Origin of the sequence: Roseibium sp. MMSF_3412 (genome assembly GCF_030733265.1) — a bacterium.
Taxonomy (GTDB): domain Bacteria; phylum Pseudomonadota; class Alphaproteobacteria; order Rhizobiales; family Stappiaceae; genus Roseibium.
In genome coordinates this window covers 35490-52704 of the sequence record NZ_JASHJI010000006.1, presented here as the reverse complement: position 1 = coordinate 52704, position 17215 = coordinate 35490, and the positions used below count along the sequence as shown (strand labels likewise).

Annotated in this window: 16 protein-coding genes and 1 tRNA gene; 13 read left to right on the top strand and 4 right to left on the bottom strand. The window is 60.0% G+C overall.

Annotated features, from left to right (window positions below):
• Positions 1-76 precede the first annotated feature (76 nt).
• The 8 genes from RBB49_RS12610 to RBB49_RS12575 all read left to right on the top strand — a co-directional run bounded on the left by RBB49_RS12610 (position 77) and on the right by RBB49_RS12575 (position 9089).
• Positions 77-2569, top strand: coding sequence for a flagellar hook-length control protein FliK (locus RBB49_RS12610; RefSeq protein WP_306143162.1), 2493 nt, complete (start codon positions 77-79; stop codon positions 2567-2569).
• A gap of 10 nt (positions 2570-2579) precedes the next feature.
• Complete coding sequence (locus RBB49_RS12605; RefSeq protein ID WP_306143161.1) at positions 2580-2864, top strand: EscU/YscU/HrcU family type III secretion system export apparatus switch protein; 285 nt, start codon at positions 2580-2582, stop codon at positions 2862-2864.
• Positions 2865-3114: 250 nt separating this feature from the next.
• Positions 3115-4596 (top strand): Asp-tRNA(Asn)/Glu-tRNA(Gln) amidotransferase subunit GatB, encoded by a 1482-nt coding sequence (gene gatB, locus RBB49_RS12600; RefSeq protein ID WP_306143160.1) that lies wholly within the window; start codon positions 3115-3117, stop codon positions 4594-4596.
• 81 nt (positions 4597-4677) lie between these two features.
• Positions 4678-4995, top strand: a complete 318-nt coding sequence (locus RBB49_RS12595; protein ID WP_306143159.1) for a GFA family protein — start codon at positions 4678-4680, stop codon at positions 4993-4995.
• A gap of 232 nt (positions 4996-5227) precedes the next feature.
• On the top strand, positions 5228-5908 hold the full coding sequence (locus tag RBB49_RS12590; protein WP_306143158.1) for an amino acid ABC transporter permease: 681 nt from the start codon (positions 5228-5230) through the stop codon (positions 5906-5908).
• The gene (locus RBB49_RS12585) at positions 5905-6615 is read left to right on the top strand and encodes an amino acid ABC transporter permease (protein ID WP_306143157.1); all 711 of its coding nucleotides are present in this window, start codon (positions 5905-5907) and stop codon (positions 6613-6615) included. Before RBB49_RS12590 ends, RBB49_RS12585 begins: the two co-directional genes overlap by 4 nt.
• Before the next feature lie 37 nt (positions 6616-6652).
• Positions 6653-7441, top strand: coding sequence for a transporter substrate-binding domain-containing protein (locus tag RBB49_RS12580; protein WP_306143156.1), 789 nt, complete (start codon positions 6653-6655; stop codon positions 7439-7441).
• Between the two features lie 103 nt (positions 7442-7544).
• Positions 7545-9089, top strand: coding sequence for a glycosyltransferase family 39 protein (locus tag RBB49_RS12575; RefSeq protein ID WP_306143155.1), 1545 nt, complete (start codon positions 7545-7547; stop codon positions 9087-9089).
• A 9-nt stretch (positions 9090-9098) separates the two neighbouring features.
• Here the strand turns inward: RBB49_RS12575 and RBB49_RS12570 are convergent, their stop codons facing one another.
• On the bottom strand, positions 9099-9620 hold the full coding sequence (locus RBB49_RS12570) for a hypothetical protein (RefSeq protein ID WP_306143154.1): 522 nt from the start codon (positions 9618-9620) through the stop codon (positions 9099-9101).
• Between the two features lie 211 nt (positions 9621-9831).
• Between RBB49_RS12570 and RBB49_RS12565 the strand changes: the two genes are divergently transcribed.
• Positions 9832-10296, top strand: coding sequence for a GNAT family N-acetyltransferase (locus tag RBB49_RS12565; protein ID WP_306143153.1), 465 nt, complete (start codon positions 9832-9834; stop codon positions 10294-10296).
• Positions 10297-10447: 151 nt separating this feature from the next.
• On the opposite strand, the gene RBB49_RS12560 is transcribed toward RBB49_RS12565, so the two are convergent.
• Both RBB49_RS12560 and RBB49_RS12555 read right to left on the bottom strand, forming a co-directional pair.
• Complete coding sequence (locus RBB49_RS12560; protein WP_306143152.1) at positions 10448-10870, bottom strand: DUF2147 domain-containing protein; 423 nt, start codon at positions 10868-10870, stop codon at positions 10448-10450.
• 149 nt (positions 10871-11019) lie between these two features.
• Complete coding sequence (locus RBB49_RS12555; RefSeq protein ID WP_306143151.1) at positions 11020-11787, bottom strand: carboxylesterase; 768 nt, start codon at positions 11785-11787, stop codon at positions 11020-11022.
• A gap of 323 nt (positions 11788-12110) precedes the next feature.
• Between RBB49_RS12555 and RBB49_RS12550 the strand changes: the two genes are divergently transcribed.
• Positions 12111-12380 (top strand): hypothetical protein, encoded by a 270-nt coding sequence (locus tag RBB49_RS12550; RefSeq protein WP_306143150.1) that lies wholly within the window; start codon positions 12111-12113, stop codon positions 12378-12380.
• Positions 12381-12493: 113 nt separating this feature from the next.
• On the opposite strand, the gene RBB49_RS12545 is transcribed toward RBB49_RS12550, so the two are convergent.
• Positions 12494-13186: a DUF930 domain-containing protein gene (locus RBB49_RS12545; RefSeq protein WP_306143149.1), complete on the bottom strand. Its 693-nt coding sequence runs from the start codon at positions 13184-13186 to the stop codon at positions 12494-12496.
• 275 nt (positions 13187-13461) lie between these two features.
• On the opposite strand from RBB49_RS12545, the gene RBB49_RS12540 reads away from it, so the two are divergent.
• The 3 genes from RBB49_RS12540 to RBB49_RS12530 all read left to right on the top strand — a co-directional run bounded on the left by RBB49_RS12540 (position 13462) and on the right by RBB49_RS12530 (position 17035).
• Positions 13462-15105 (top strand): sulfatase-like hydrolase/transferase, encoded by a 1644-nt coding sequence (locus tag RBB49_RS12540; protein ID WP_306143148.1) that lies wholly within the window; start codon positions 13462-13464, stop codon positions 15103-15105.
• Positions 15106-15487: 382 nt separating this feature from the next.
• On the top strand, positions 15488-16399 hold the full coding sequence (locus tag RBB49_RS12535) for an ATP-grasp fold amidoligase family protein (protein WP_306143147.1): 912 nt from the start codon (positions 15488-15490) through the stop codon (positions 16397-16399).
• 546 nt (positions 16400-16945) lie between these two features.
• Positions 16946-17035 (top strand) — tRNA-Ser (locus RBB49_RS12530).
• Positions 17036-17215: the final 180 nt, after the last annotated feature.

Below are 17215 nucleotides of genomic sequence, written 5' to 3'. Positions count from 1 at the left end.
CCTGTGCAGTCGGGCTGAAAGCGGTCATAATGCAGCCTTGCGAATCTCTGCCACTGCGAATGCGAGAGGCGTTGCGATGGTTGAAACGGTGAGCGCCCAGAGCCCCGTCCTGGGGCAGGGGACACCCGTCGCGGCGGTGCGGCTTGAACCTGGCACCGAACTGAGAGCCAGGGTAGAGGCGAATTTGCCAGGCGGCGTTGTTCGGCTCGCAACTGACGATGCGAAATTTGATCTCAAGCTCCCGGTCAGGTTGCCTCCCGGAAGCGACGTGATCGTTTCCGTTTCGGGCAACAAGGCCAACCCGGTGATCCAGGTGACGACCCAGCAGGTTCTGCCCGGGCAACCTGTTGTGCCGGTCGCCGCACAGCAGCCCGAGCAAGCGCTGCCGCCATCGCAGGTTCCGGCCGGCAGACCAGTACCGGGTCAGGGACAGGTGCAGACACCGGTAAAGGCGCAGGGCGGTGCAGTTCTGCCCACCGTGACCCAGCCGGCACAAGCTGCGCAAACCAGACAGGCCGCACAGGCGGCACCCCTAGCGCCGGCCGCAACGGCCGCAAGCCGGTCATCGGTACAAGACCCGCCGGCGCGACAGGGCACGGATCCACGGCGCGCCGATGTGCAACAGGCTGCCGGTCCGGCCCGGCAATCCGGTCCACAAACAGCACCCGCACCACAAGTTGCCCCGTCGGCCGCGCGCGATGCGGTCCCGGGCGCAAAGCCCGATCCGGTTGCGGCCGCAACGCGTCCGCAGCAAAGTGGCGGGTCCACTTCACCCCCTCTTTCTACCGCCGGCAGATCCGGGGTGAGTGCCCCCGCACCGACTGCCGCGCCCGCGCGAGGCAATGCCGGTACGGGCGGCCGGACTGCAGCTCCCGTGCCCATCGCGACAACCTCTTCAAATCAAACACAGGTTCCGTCCTCTCCGGTCCTGTCCTCTGCGCCATTAACGGCAAGCCCTCCTGCCGCACCGGGCTCGCAGACAAACCCGCAACAGACGGGCGGTACTGTCGGTCAAGCACCGTCTCCGTCGCCCGCCAACCCGGCATCGGCGACGGCTTCTGCCCTGCCTCAACCGGGCGAGGCCGTCCCCAGACCTGCAACGCCCCCGCAGCAAACGAACGCGGGCCCGGCTGTGAAGGCCGACACGCTTCAACAGGCGCCGCAGCAGCCGGGCCGGCCGGCGTCCGCCGCGGCAGGCGCAGCCGCCACGACGGCGTCGGCTCCAAACGGCCCGGCACCGAATTCGTCGCGCGCACCCATTGTGCCATCGTCGACGACGTCCGCGCCGGTAACGGCACAATCGGCGGAGCCGGTTCGAGCCGTGGCCGGTTCGCCGCTGCCAGGTGCGGACAGAGCCACACCAGCCCCGGCGGCCGTTTCCGGAAGCGGCGTATCTTCAGCCAAACCGGGTGTCGGGGCGGGGAGCGTTACGCCGTCGCCCGTGCGTCCACCGGCAAACGGGGCTCCGACCGTCGCCTCGGCACCAGCAGACCCAACACCGCAATCAAAGGCATTGCCGCAGGTCGGAGATAGCCTGCGCGTTGCCCACAATCAGCCGTATCGGGCCTCAGCGTCGGCGCCGATGCTCGGCACGACAGGAAATTCGACCCCGAACGTGACGGCCGAGGCAAATCCTGCCGGTCAGCTTGCCCGCCAGGCGTTTCAGGCCCTTGGCGAGCAGCAGACCGGCCTTGGAAACCTGTTTTCCCAGGTGGGAAACCTGATGTCTGCGCAGGCCGCCGGAAAGGTGTCTCTGCCGGACCCGGTCGCCAAGGCTATGCAACAGATCCTCGGCCTGCGCATGAACCCGGCACAGAACCTTTCTGCGGACGACATCCAGCAATCCCTGCGCATGTCCGGACAGTTTCGCGAAGCGAACGCCGCGGTTCCGCGTCAGGGTGCCCCGGCGGGGCAGGCGGATATAAAAACTGTTCTGCTTTCCTTCAGAACGCTGTTGCAGCAATTCGGAGCCGAGGCGCAGGTGACCCGGCCCGCTGCGCAGCCCAAAGCGCCTTCGCGCCAGGATGCGCCGCAGGCGCAGGCCCAGGCTGGCGGCAGAGGTTTCCTGCCGGGAACGACGCCCCAGATCCTGCAGGCAGTCCTGAAGGAAACCGACGCGGCCCTTGCGCGTGTCAGGATGACCCAGCTCGTCAACACGGGGCTTGCGGGGGACGACCGCGCGCAAGCAACGTCGCGGCCGATGGATCTCGTGTTCGAGCTGCCGCTGGCACTGGGTCAGGAGACCGGCATTTTGCAGTTGCAGGTTGGCCGCGATGGCAGCGGTCAGGCAGAAGACGGCGACAATGAACCGGCCTGGCGGCTCCGGTTTGCAATGGATCTGACGGCAACCGGCCCGGTCGAAGCCGCCGTCAGCCTGCGCGGCGGCGGCACTTATGTGAGCCTGTGGGTGGAAAGGTCCGCTACGTTTGACGGTTTGAAGGCGCTTGAGGAGACCATGATGGCTTCATTTGCCGATGCCGGGCTGGATTTGCAGGAGTTCCGTCTGGTGCGGGGTCTGCCGCCGAAGGCAGCCGCGAAATATGGCACCGTTGTCGACAGGCAATCTTGAGGAGGGGATGATGGAACCTGGAGACAGTCCGGAGAAGAAACTCGCCGTCGCGCTTCGATACGAGAACGAAGGCGCGCCCGTTGTCGCGGCGAAGGGCAGCGGTTCTGTTGCCGAACAGATCGAAAAGCTCGCGCGCGAGGCCGGTGTTCCGATTGAACAGAACCCGATGATGGCCGAAGCGCTCTCGCAAATCGAAATCGACCAGGAAATCCCGATCGAACTCTACCAGGCAGTTGCCGTTCTGATCGGTTTCATCATGCGGACCGGCAATGCGCAGAACCCCGGCTCGCAGTGACGCTTCCGTGAGCGCGCACGCCTGCGCCTCGCACGCATTTGTCCGACACATTGCAGGAAGCGATGCATGCACGGTTCATCATGAAATCGGCACGCTTTGTGCGAAAGCTGATGCGGCACACAAGGAAACCCTTGCAGCCGGCGCAATTCCCGAATAGGTCATCAGGCAGCTAGAAATTCGCGCCGCAGCATTCCTGCCGACCTCCCTGATCGCGTGCGTGAAATCGAACAGAACAGGATTTTTGACGAAGATGACGCTTGTCGACGTACGCACACCCGACCCGAAGAAATTCATCAAGGGCGCGACCGGCGATTGGGAGATCGTGATCGGCATGGAAGTCCATGCGCAGGTTACGTCCGAAGCCAAGCTCTTTTCCGGCGCCTCGACAGAATTCGGCAAGGACCCGAACGACAATGTCAGCCTTGTCGATGCGGCCATGCCCGGCATGCTGCCGGTCATAAACGAGGAATGCGTCCGCCAGGCGATCCGCACAGGTCTAGGACTGAAGGCAGAGATCAACCTGAAATCCGTGTTCGACCGCAAGAACTATTTTTATCCCGATCTGCCTCAGGGCTACCAGATCTCCCAGTTCAAGCAGCCGATTGTCGGGGAGGGCAAGATCCTGCTCGACATGCCGGACGAGCAGGTCGAGATTGGTGTCGAACGCCTTCATCTTGAGCAGGACGCGGGAAAGTCGCTGCACGATCAGCATCCGAGCATGTCGTTCGTCGACCTCAACCGGTCCGGCGTCGCGCTGATGGAGATTGTTTCCAAGCCGGATCTCAGGTCCTCCGACGAGGCCAAGGCCTACCTGACGAAACTGCGCACGATCCTGCGCTATCTGGGCACGTGTGACGGCAACATGGATCAGGGCTCCATGCGCGCGGATGTCAACGTCTCGGTGCGCCGTCCCGGCGGCGATTTCGGCACACGCTGCGAAATCAAGAACGTCAACTCGATCCGTTTCGTCGGCCAGGCCATTGAATATGAAGCGCGCCGCCAGGTCGGTATCCTCGAAGATGGCGGCGAGATCGATCAGGAAACCCGGCTCTTCGACGCGGTCAAGGGCGAGACACGGTCCATGCGCTCCAAGGAAGAGGCACACGACTATCGCTACTTCCCGGATCCAGACCTGCTGCCGCTGGAATTCACCCAGGAATTCGTGGACGACCTGTCGGGCCATCTGCCGGAACTGCCGGACGACAAGAAGGCCCGGTTCATCAGCGACTACGGGCTGACCGCCTATGACGCCGATATTCTTGTTGTCGAAAAGGCATCCGCCGATTTCTTTGAGAATGTCGCCAAGGGACGCGACGCCAAGCTGTCCGCCAACTGGGTGATCAACGAGCTGTTCGGCCGCCTGAACAAGGAAGGCAAGGATCTCTCCGAAAGCCCCGTTTCCGCCGATCAGCTCGGCTCTATCATTGATCTCATCAAGGCGGGAACGATTTCCGGCAAGATCGCCAAGGACCTGTTTGAGATTGTCTGGACCGAAGGCGGCGATCCGGCGCAGATCGTGGAAGATCGCGGCATGAAGCAGGTCACGGACCTGGGCGCGATCGAAGCGATCGTCGACGAGATCCTGGCAGCCAACCCCGACAAGGTCGAACAGGCCAAGGAAAAGCCGAACCTCGTCGGCTGGTTTGTCGGACAGGTGATGAAGGCCTCCAAGGGCAAAGCCAATCCGCAGGCGGTGAATGAGCTTCTTAAACAGAAAATCGGCCTGGAATAGATCATGGCCGGTGAGGGTGATCCATTCTCGGTGGCGCTCCCCATCAAAGGGGCTTGCCACTGCGGTGCGGTGACCTTCGAGATGTCTGTACAGCCCCGCCACGCCGTGGCGTGCAACTGTTCCATCTGCCGAAGTCTCGGCACGGTTTGGGGTCACGGCGACGTTGGTACCATTGTCATCAAGGCGAAGCCGGACGCCACGCTCCGCTATTCAAGGGGCGAACGCGAACTTGCCTTTCACACCTGCAAGGTATGTGGTTCGACAACCCACTGGGAAGCCATTGCCGGCGAAGCAATAGGCCGTATGGCCGTCAACCTGCGCCTCGCGCAGCCTGGAACGATCGAGGCCATCGGTCTGCGCCATTTCGATGGCGCTGAAACCTGGTCGTTTCTCGATTGAAGCTCTTCCGAAGCGGCCGCGAATTCCCCCTCTGTTTTCCTATGGTGTCTGGCTAATTGTTTAGCTGGCTGCCCTTTTTCTGAGCGCTGTTTCGTCTGATTTTGCCTTGAAGTGACGTTTTGCGCCACCGGCGATGCTCTTTCTTGTTTGGCACGCGCGTTGCAACACAAGCCCAAAACCGTTTTGGGTTGGGGGCGTCCTTGAAGACTTTCAAATTGCCGGGTCAGTCGCATTGGCTGATCTGAGATTTTTTGAGATCTATCGTAATCCGGAATATCTCTGGCTGCTCTTTCAAGGCGCGCTTGTCAGCGGTCTGCTGACGGTAGGCGGCGGCATATTCGGCTTTCTCGCCGCGCTTCTCCTTGCTGCATTCCGGCACTACCGGATCCCGGTCCTGATGCAACTGGCGACGGTGTGGGTTGAGTTCATCCGCAACACCCCGCTCATCGTTCAGATGTTTTTCATCGCGTTCGGACTGCCGCTTCTGTTCGGCTACCAGTTGCCCTTCTGGGGGCATGCCCTTCTGGCGCTCTCGGTGAACTTTTCGGCCTATTTCGCCGAGATCCTGCGCGCCGGGCTGGCGTCGATTGATGCCGGTCAGGGAGAAGCTGCGGATTCGCTCGGCATACCGAGATGGCTGAGCTTCATCAAGGTCAGCCTGCCTCAGGCCGTTGCAGCCATGTATCCCTCGCTCAACAGCCAGTTCATCTTCCTGTTCCTGACAACTGGCGTGATTTCGGAAATCGGCGTGACCGATCTGACCTGGGCCGGGGTTTTCATCGACAGCCGCAGCTTCCGGTCATTCGAGGTCTTCTTCACCTTGACCGTGATTTACGTGCTCATGTCGCTGATGTTCAAAAGCGTGCTGCGTCTCCTGCATGACCGTCTGTTCAGGTGGAAGGTGGTGCGATGAAGGACCTGTTCGCGGAGATTCTTGGAAAGCCGTTCGGCATTGTCCTTTATCAGCTTTTGGATGCGACACAGTTCACGATCTACCTGTCCCTGATCGCGTTCATCGGTGGCGGTGCAATCGCAATGATGGTCACGGCCGCGCGCGTTACGCCGGGGCGATTCCTGTCCGGTCTTTCGACGGGCTACACATGGCTGTTTCAATCCGTTCCGCTGCTGATGCTGCTGTTCCTGCTCGGGCTTGGCGTTCCGCATCTTTTCTCCCTCAGGATCGATCCGTGGCACGCGGCGGGGCTGGCGCTCACGCTCTACACCAGCGCCTATCTGGCGGAAGTCTGGTGCGGGGCCATTTTTGCAGTTCCCGGCTCGCAGCACGAAGGCGGCAAGGCGCTCGGCCTCACGCTGTTCCAGATCATGCTGCTCCTCATTCTGCCGCAGGCCGTCCGCCTCGCGATCGCCCCGACGATCGGCTTCATGGTGCAGATCATCAAGGGAACCTCGCTGGCCTACATCATCGGCTTTCACGACCTGATGACGGTCGGCAAGCGCTGGGCGAATTCGCCCGTGCCGGGCACCCAGCCATTCGTCATCTATCCGCTGATGGCGATCATCTATTTCAGTCTCTGTTTTCCGTTGTCCGTCTGGTCGCGCCGCCTCGAAAAGCGGCTTGGCTCGGCATCCTCAAAGAGCGGGGGCAAGGCCGCCGCCTGAAAGATCGCGCTTGTTGAACCAAAAGGAGGGTCGCGAAATGTGGAAGAAACTGACTGGTCTTGGAGGAGCCCTGCTGTCGGCTGCTCTGGTGTTTTCGAGCCCGGCAACGGCTGAACTGAAGGACATTTTGCAGTCCGGAACGATCAAGATCGCAACGCCCGAGAATTTCCCGCCGTTCGGTTCGCTCGGTGCAGACGGTGAATATGAGGGCTATGACATCGACGTCGCCAAGATGATCGCCGAAGATCTGGGTGTTGAACTTGAACTGGTTCCGGTGACTTCCAAACAGAGAATTCCGTTTCTGGAAACCGACCGGGTCGATCTGGTGATCTCGACGCTCGGCGCCAATCCGGAACGGGCGAAGTCCATCTGGTTCTCGCACGCCTACGCACCGTTCTTCTCCGGCGCCTTCGCCAAGCCTGATGTCTCTGTTGCATCGATCGCCGACTTTGCCGGCAAGAAGATCGCCGTCACCGGCGGTACGCTGGAAGATCTGGCGATCACGGAAGATGCGCCGGAAGGGGCTGAAATCATCCGTTTCGGGGACAACGCCGCGACCATCGCCGCCTACGTGTCAGGCCAGGCCGACGTCATTGTGACAGGCAACATGGTTGCGCTCGGCATCGCGAATGACAACCCGGATTTCAATCTCCAGACCAAGTTCATCATTGCCAATTCCCCGTCCTATATTGGCGTGAAGACCGGCAACATCGATCTCCTGCAATGGGTGAACGTGTTCGTTCTGCACAAGAAGCTCAACGGCAAGCTGGATGAGCTTTCCAAAAAGTGGCTCAAAACGCCGTTGCCGCCGCTGCCGGCGCTCTGACGCAAACAGAAAACAAGGGAGGGCGCAGTCGCGATTGCGCTCTCCAACGTTCAGATCCGTTTGAAGGGTTACAGGCAATCGGAAATCATGTATCCCGCTTGCCATGAATGCATTGCAGTCTTCTCACCGCGAACCTGAAACGCCCTTCTATGCGACCCCTCTCGGGGTCTGGGGCATTGTCGCCTTGTGGGGCGCGCTGCATCTCCTTCTCAGGGCTGTGTCGACGCCGGTTCTCGGCACCGACGACATGTTCGAAAATGTCCTCGTTCAGACGCTTGAACCGGGCTACATGCTGCGCCAGCCACCGCTTTACGAGTGGCTTTTGTGGTCTGCGCAGCAGGTGTTCGGTCCGACCATCTGGGCCGCGCTTTTCGTCAAGTACAGTCTGATCTCGGTCGCGGCGCTGTTTCTGTTTCTGATCGCGCGCGAGGGAATACGTTCGCCGCGTCTGGCTGCTCTTTGCGCCTTTTCCTATTCGCTCTATTACCAGTTCGGCTGGAACCTGCATGAAGGTGTCACGCATACGGTTGTTCTGACCACGGCCTGTGCGGCCAGCGCTTTTTTCTTCGTCCGGGCACTGGAGACCGGCCGCCTGTCATTCTACCTGCTGTTCGGCGCTGCCGCCGGGGCAGGGCTCATCGGCAAGCATTCTTACCCGATCTTTGCCGTGGCCCTTCTCCTGGCAGCTCTCAGCGACAGCAGCTGGCGTCCACGGATACGCCTCTCCGGCCTGGTGCTCGTGCCCGTGGCAGCGGCCGTTGTCTACAGCCCCTACGGGTTCTGGATCCTGACCGAAGGCCTGCAGCTCTTCGCTTCGGTTTCCCAAACGATGGGCGTCGCGTCCGAGACGTCGCATGTGGCAAGAGCGGCGGAAGGCCTCGGCAAGCTCGCCTTCGGTCTCGTCGGCTTTTCCGTATTGCTGGTCCCCGTTCTGCTGCTGCTCTTCTGGCCGCGATACCTGGGAAGAACAGAGGCGGAGGTGCCGGCAGTGAATGATGTCGCGCGTCTGTGCGGACGCACCGTTGTCGCCATGATCCTGCTCACCGCGGTCATGATTGCGGTCACCGGGGCAACCTATGTCAAGGAGCGGCACATGCATCCCCTGATGCTTCTGCTGCCGGTCTACCTGTTCGCGGATCTGGAACGGTTCGGATTTCACAGGCAATGGCGCTGGCTGGCAGCCCTAGTTGCCGCGACCGTTGCCGTCGTCTTTTTCGCGCGCGTTCCCGGTCTTGTTGCGCCCGACAGGTTCTGGTGCGGCGGCAAGTGCCGCCACATGAAACCCTATGCTGATATTCGGCAACCGCTGGCTGAGCTCGGGGCAGAGACTGCGACGCTTGTCGCGGTCGATGGCTATACGGGCGGAAATCTGCGCGCTCTCTTTCCCGGTGCCCGTATCGTCACCAAGGCCATCCCCGCACGCGTTCCGCCGCGAGACAAGTGCTTCTTTGTCTGGGAGGAGGGCGACGATCAACCGGATACACCCGCAGGGCAGCGTTTCGCCGACGTTGCCTTCGCAAGTCCCGGCACGCCTGTTTCGGCGACATACCTGACCGGTTCCTGGCCGCACCTTTGGAAAGAGGAAGGCTGGCGGACGACGTGGTGGGGTGTTGCGGAACTCGATCCGCAAGAAGCGCTCTGCCGGTGACGTACGGTGTCAGTGTTCTTTGGTGAGGAGCAGTTCGGCCTTCGTTTCCAGAAACCGCGCTAAATCCCTGTGTCCATTCTGGAAACTGGAACACCAGATGCGGCCAATGCCGGAAACTTCCAGAAAGTTGATCTGGAGCGCATTGGAATGGCCGACATATTCCAGCTCGTTCCAGCTTGTTTTCATGTTCCGCAGAAACGGACTGTCGAAGTAGATCGCGTTCCTGTCATAGCCGAAGCGAACAAAAAAGACCTGGTAGACGACAAAGAGTGTCAGCGCGAGGAAGGCAGCGGTGACGACGAAAGCGAGCGCAATGTGCCTCGCAGGGGCGTGCGCCATGGCAAGCACGACAAGCACGGAAAGGGGAACCAGCGCCGCTGCAATCCACTTGCATGGACGGCTGTAGGTCAGATAGCAGACATGGCCTTTGGTGCTTCCGTCCGGGCGCGCGACCGCGGACAGGCCCCAAACGGAGGCGACACTGACCACACCGCTTCCGACAGACATCGCCCAACCGCCCAAGTCAAACATGCCAGGTCATACCTCTTGCAATATCTCCATGGCCGGTCCTTGTGCCCTGCAAGCCGGCTTGTTCGTGCTGAATGCTATGGACGCGGTTTTAAATCTTGGTACATCCACTAGGGACAGTTTGATTCAAATTTTACCTGATCGGCAACGCAGTACACGGACACGCGCATTGCTGGCCGGCCATCGTTGGGGTTTCATCGGAGATACCAAAAAAGTGAACACCGAAATCAGAATCGAAAAGGCAGATCTCAGCCACCTGCAAGCCATCGTCGCCATCATCAATGCCGGTGCGACAAACGTCCGCAAAGACAAGGAATTCGACGACTGGAACGATTACCGGCCGACATTTGAAGCGCTCGTCGCGGCTCCCGAGGTTGATATCTATGTCGCCCTGAATGGTGCCGGCGAGGTGGTCGGCACCTATCAGATCCACTTCCTGAAAGGTCTTGCTTTCCGGGGGCGCCCCAGGGCAGAGCTTGAATCGGTGCACGTGCGTTCGGACCAGCGCGGCAAGGGCGTTGGCCGCCTGATGATGGATCATGCAGAAGATCTGGCACGGGCACAAAACGTCTGTATGGTCCAGCTCACGTCCAACCGCGAGCGCGAAGGATCTCATCACTTTTACCGCCGGCTCGGCTATGACCAGAGCCATCTCGGCTACAAGAAGATGATGATCTGACGGTTTCCCGCGCGTCGGTGGCAAAGTGCTCTGGCGCAGTTCCAGCCCCGCCACACCGCTTGCTCCGATGCGCCACACATTCGCAACAAGAACATGGCGGGGCCGCCAGATCGCGGGGATCCGGCAATGTTTTCAGGCGTTTGCGAATGGCCTAGTTGCTTCGGGTCCAGGTTTCGCCCTTGCAGATAAGGCCGCCCATCACACAGCCTTCAAGCTTCAGCTTGTTTGCCGATGTCAATTCAATGAAGCCCGTATAGGTCTTGCCGTCTTCGGCATTATAGACCTTGCCCTTCCACTGATTGGCCTGCTTGGTCGGCTTCATGGATTGTACGATCTGAACCCCGACAAGCGGACGGCTGCGCTTGGAAGCATCTGGGTTGGCCGTATCGTTCCTGGGCGTTTTCAGCCAGATCAGTTTGCCGCAAAGTGCATTCCCGCACGTACTGATCCGGATCTTGGATGCCCCGTTGGGCCTGACCCAGTCCCCCTTGGCATCTTCGGCCAGTGAGACCGTTGCGCTCATCGAGAAAATCCCCGCAGCGCACAGCATCATCGTCAAAGTGGATTTCAGCATCGTTCCTCCCCGTGCCATGACTTCCGTTTACGAAAACGTAAACTAGACACGAAGATTCTGCTTGAAAACCCGTCACCCAAGGTCATGTTGGCAACTTTTTTCAAGCCGCGGCGGGCCCCGATTGCGCAGGGCGTTGCACAAACCACGTCTTACAAGGTGCGGATCCAGTCGAGGCAGCGCCGGGCCAGCGCATCGTGATCTTTCTCCAGCTGCATATAATGACACCGGCCGGGTATCTCGATGAATGTTGCCAACGGGCCGTATCTGTCCGCCATTGTTTTCGCGGTGGTGGGAGGAACGACCTTGTCTTCCGACCCGGACAGAAACAGCAAAGGGGTGTTGGCGCGATCGAAATCGATCCTTGTGGTCTGTTTGACGTCATACATCCAGAAGAACAGCTCGAACAGCACCTGGCCGGACTCGGTATTGAGGCGGTCGCAGATCTCATGCTGCTGTTCAACCGGCATCGTGTTGAGGCCATAGGTTGCCAGCAGCTCGAAATCCTGTCCCGGAACCTCGTTCCAGAACGGCCCGACGCTCATGAACATCTTGCCCAGGGCCCGTTCCATTTCGGTGGTCGGCACCGTTCCGTTGATGATGCTGCTGTTGATCAGGACGCCGGCCGCGATCAGCCCGCGCGCGGCAAGCAACTGCGCGATCAGCCCGCCAAGCGAGTGGCCGATGACCACGGGCTTCGTATCCAGCGTTTCGAGAAACGCGGTGATGTCCGCGACATAGTCGGCAATGCTGGCACCCCGAAGCGCCTCGGTGCGCTCTTCTCCGTCCGGCAGATCGTGGTGGCGGTATGTCGGCGAATGGCAGGTAAGACCCTTTTCCTCAAAGAAACCGCGAAAGGGCGCCATGGTCCAGGGCGAGGCGTTGGTGCCGTGAAGAAAGACGATTGTCGGCTCTGACATGAAATCCCGGGTTCCTCCGATGACGGTTGACGCTTCGAGCGGATTAAAAATAGCCAAACTCGAAGCGTGGTGAACAGAGGGTTTATGCGACTTCTGAAATTCGGGGGTAAATTCGTTGAAAAACAACACGGAATCGGCTGTGCATGATTACCGGCGGGTAAATTTCAGACTTGTTTAAACTTTTGTTCTGTTTGCGTTAAACCTGTTTTTTTACGAGCCATTTAACTGCTCCTGCTGAAGTAGACCTCAAGAAACGCCGGGGAAAAATTCGCAAATACTTGCGTTTCGGGGAAGTCTGAACAGAGGACGAAAAGGGGAGCATCATGGCTCGTTTTGAAATGCATTCGGCTGATATGGCCGCCATGGGTGAAAAGCCCGTAACTGCCGACATTCTTTTCCAGATGGGTCTGGACAGTGCATGCGGCCGCAACGGCGAAACCGATCTTGTCACGGCGCACAAGTGGTTCAACATCGCAGCGCTGAAAGGCAACAAGGACGCCGTTCAGTACCGCAAGGAGATCTCCGGTGAAATGAGCCCGTCTCAGATCGCCGAAGCACAGCGCTCCGCGCGTGAATGGCTGTCAATGCATTGATCAGGCGAAAGGCTGCCGGCCAAACGGCACCTGAACCTTTGATTTTTATCTGACGCGGCAGAGAAACTTTCTGCCGCGTTTTTGTTTGTCGCTGACCCATGCACTTTCCTCACTCAGTGAACAGGCGCAAGACCGTGCTCGTCCCAGAGCGCGCGGTCTATCGCCTCGCCAAGTGCGAATTCAAACCCGACGATGGTGCTGCCATCTGGCGATAGCCGGCAGCTGTAGGCAATTTCATACCAGACCCTGCCGCTCCTGATTGCCGCCGCGGCGGCCACGATTTCATTTTCCCTGTAAACGGAGTTCCGGAAGGCATGGGGCGCCAGCCGCGTCGGACGGAAAAGCGGTTCTGCGTGCCTGACCTGCTCCATGGCTTCGAGCGCACAGAGTTGTTCACGCCGGTCACCGCTCACCAATGTTGCCAGCGCCAGACGCGCCTGTGCAGAACGTGGATCGCTGAGCACCGCGCCGGCGTAGAAGGACGTCGCCTGCCTCCAGTCCGCTTCGGGCCGGGGAGGGGTCTTGCCCGAGGGCGTTGGCCTGGCTTCGGGCAAAACGCCCGGTTCAATGGAGGCAGTTTCTGCGGTGTCCGGTTGCGGCAAGGGCGCGGACACGGGTGCGCGCGAAAAGTCCCGCGAGGGAAGAATCTCGACCGCGAGGGGGACGGACACAGGTGTGCCGGGCTGTTCCGCAAAGTCTGCCCCCATAAGAAGAGCAAAAAGCAGAATGTGAACCCAGATGGCGGCGATCCAGGAAAACCGCTCCGCCACCAGCCGGTGTATGCCCTGATATTCGACGACGCCCATCGCGCAGTGTTCTTTTGCCTGGCTGCAACTCAAGCTGGCAGATGGCCTGATCAAAGTGTCGAAAATCGGGATTGAAACAAGTTATGTGCAGGAAATGCCCGATGCCCCGATGAGGACCCTTTGTCTCAACACTTTCTGCCGGACAGACGCGTGCGCCGGGTGGCGCAAGAATTAGACAGGCGCAAAAAGTAGGGTAATACTTCGCTCGCAATCGGGCGTCGCCCACGGGAGGAAGCCGGCTTTGTGGGCCGGCAATCACACAGAGAAATCCGCACTTGAATATTCTTTTCATCATGTATGACCAGCTGCGATTTGACTATCTCGGTTGCGCCGGTCATCCGCACCTGAAAACACCGAATTTCGACCGCGTCGCCCGGATGGGTGTCCGCTTCACCAATGCCTATGTGCAGTCGCCCATTTGCGGGGCGAGCCGGATGAGCTTCTACACCGGCCGCTACGTTTCTTCCCATGGCGCGGCCTGGAACGGTTTTCCCCTGCGTGTCGGCGAACTGACGATGGGAGATCACCTGCGCGCGGCGGGCATGGACTGCTGGCTGATCGGCAAGACCCACATGAAGGCCGACAAGGACGGCATGAAACGGCTCGGCCTGTCGCCCGACAGCATGATCGGTGCGCGCCAGGCCGAATGCGGCTTCGATGTCTGGATCCGCGACGACGGCCTGTGGGGCTATGGCCCGGATGGATATTACGACGAGAAGCGCTCACCCTATAACGAGTATCTGAAATCCAGAGGATATGCGGGTGAAAATCCCTGGGCGGATTTTGCCAATGCCGGGATTGATGACGAGGGGGGCATTGCCTCCGGCTGGATGTTCGACAACGCCGACAAGCCCGCGAACATTTCTGAAAAGGACAGCGAAACGCCCTGGCTGACCGCCCGCACCATCGATTTCATCGAGGAGCAGACAGCGCCCTGGTGTGCCCATGTCAGCTATATCAAGCCGCATTGGCCCTACATTGTTCCTGCGCCCTACCACGACATGTTCTCTCAGAACCACGTCCCGGCGGCCTGCCGCCACGAGGTGGAACGCGAGGATGCCCACCCGGTTTTTGCCGCCTATATGGAAAACAGGATCGCGGCCGCCTTTCAGCGGGACGAGGTTCGCCAGAAGGTCATTCCCGCCTATATGGGCCTGATCAGGCAATGCGACGATCAACTCGGGGTTCTGCTGCGCTACCTTGAAGAAACAGACCGGTTGAAAGACACCATGATCGTGCTGACGTCCGATCATGGCGACTATCTGGGCGATCACTGGCTCGGCGAAAAGGATCTCTTTCACGACCCGTCGGTCAAGATCCCGATGATTGTCTATGACCCGCGCGCTGAGGCTGACAGCACCCGGGGCACGACCTGCGATGCGCTCGTGGAATCCATCGATCTCGCACCGACATTCGTCGAGGCGGCCGGCGGCACCGTCGCCGATAACATCCTGGAGGGCCGCTCGCTCTTGCCCTGGCTTCAGGGAGAGACGCCAGCGTGGCGCGACTACGCGATTTCCGAGTTCGACTATTCACCGACACCCCAGGCCGTCAAATTGGGGCTCGACCCCAAGGACTGCCGCCTATTCATGGTCTTTGACGGTCGCTACAAGCTGATGCATGCCGAAGGCGGGTTCCGCCCCATGCTTTTTGACCTCAAGGAAGATCCGGAGGAATTCCACGATCTGGCAAAAGGCACGGCGCACAAGGGCGAAATTGAACGGCTTTATGCAGCCCTTGCCGAATGGGGCAGGCGCTGCGCACAACGGGTGACGCGCTCCGACGACGACATCAGGGGGATGCGCGGGCGCTCGCTGCGCAGGGGCATTCTGCCCTTCCTGGTCGACGGATCGGAAGTGCCCGAAGACCTGACCGAAAAATACCGCGGTCCGGCGCTGCAAAGGTACACGGGCGACTGAAAATTGCCGGATGCCGCTCTTTGCCGCGGCAACGAAACCCGGGTTCGCGGGACTGCTCGCCGTTCCGCTCCCGGGGGAACCATATGGCCAGTCGGGCAAACTTCCGGGCGCGCCGGAACGTTCTGGTTTTCGTTGAGGCAAACGCCTGGACTTCTTTAAAGGAGACGTGATCCGTTCGCTTGGACCAGGCCGGATTTTTCTGCGCTGGTTGTCTAACTGCGGCGCCTGGTTGTGCTTATGATTCTGGCCTTGCCGCGTTCTTGCTCGGCGGTAACCTTGGCCGGGTGCCTGACACCTGTCCACTCAGGCGCTCCGTCTCTTCATCATTGAGCGGCGCACCCCTGTTTTTCAGGGAAGTGAAGTGCAGGCGACGGGGTAAAACATGCGGAGCATCGTGCTCGCGAATGGCGATCCAACCGGGTTCAGGCAACGGCTGAAGCACGTCATCTGGCGGTTGCTCCAGGTCCTGCCGGACCGCAGTTTCATTTCCCTCAAGTTTTTCACGATCAGCGGCCGGTTTCCGAATCTCGACGTTCCAAAGACCTTCACCGACAAGATGCAGGTCCGAAAACTGTACGATCGCAATCCACTCTTTCCCGTCATGGTCGACAAGCACGCGGTGAAGAAGTTCGTTTCCGACCGGGTCGGGGAAGACTGCGCAATCAGGACGCTCTGGCTCGGACGCGATCTTTCCGAGGTCGACTGGGCGGCGATCAGGCTGCCTGTCGTCGTGAAGCCGACCCATGGAAGCGGGCAGGGCGTGTTCCTTGAAAAGCCGCAAGATATCGACGCGCTTCTCAAAAGCGATCTGCCGGAAAAATGGCTGGAAACCAGGCACCATCGCCATAACCGGGAATGGGCCTATGGAGAGTTTGAGCCGCAACTCATCATTGAAGAAATGCTGCAAGGCGCAACGGATGCACCGGATGACTACCGCTTCTTCGTCTTTTCAGGTGCGGTTCGCCTGATCGCCGTCCGGTTGCGGCGGAAGGGCGTCTCCTACGAGGCATTCTTTTCACCCGATGGCGCTCGCCTTGACCTGCAGACCGGGTATCGTGCACCTGCGACCAGCCATGTTGAGCTGCCGGCGAGCCTTCCCAGGATGATCTCGATTGCCGAGCAGGTCGCATCTGATACCGATTTCGTCCGTGTCGATCTTTACGCATGTGACGACCGCGTCTTCGTCGGTGAGCTGACGCTTTATCCCGGGGGTGGGTTTCCCGGCTGCGTGCCGGAGGCCTGGGACAGGAAACTGGGAGACATGTGGGATCTGCGGGCAAAACCTCCAGGGTGAGGGGGCGATGTCAAAACCGACGTTTCCGATGACCTTTGCGTGCATGGCGTCAGCATTTTTAGCCTATGTCACGGGTGCGAGCACTATCAGCGGATGAGGCGGAGCGCGAACGAGCGAGAACCCGGATTGAGGCGCGCCTGCAGTATCATTGCTTGTGCCGCTCCTGCCGGCCCGATGATGCTGTTCAAAGATGCTTCTGGCGACGTTCGCGCTGGCATTCATCTGCCTCGCCGCAAGGAGAGCGCCGGTTTTCATCGACAGGCGAAGCGATCCCGACGACCAGTGCTTTTCTGAAGGAGCGGGATCAGCGGTCTGAGAGGACAAGGCACGGCGGAGGGCTGGCAGCCGTCGATGGATTGTCTGCGCTGCGGTCGCTTCCCGTCGCTGGATCTGGGGCAACTTATCACGCGGCTCGGAGCCGGCATGCCGGTCCGCGGCAACCCCGCGTTCGGGCGAAAGCTGCGAAATAGGGGGGCGTGGAAAAAGAACCCGGAGGTTGAAAAAGCGCTTGCTTCCCAAGGTTTGGAGCACTAAACGGAAGGAGCCGGAGAGGTGGCCGAGTGGCTGAAGGCGCTCCCCTGCTAAGGGAGTATACCGGGAACGGTATCGAGGGTTCGAATCCCTTCCTCTCCGCCACCTTTGCTCATATCCCAATTAAGCTCATAAACGATCGAAATCAGCTGATACTCAGCGGATCATTCGGACTATCGCTCTGCTTCGGCCTTCGCGATCTGTCCCCAACAGCTTCCTTCCGTCGCTCAAAACTGCAATCGGTCCTGTTGTCGGCGCGCGTTTCGGCGTGGTTGGCGGGACAAG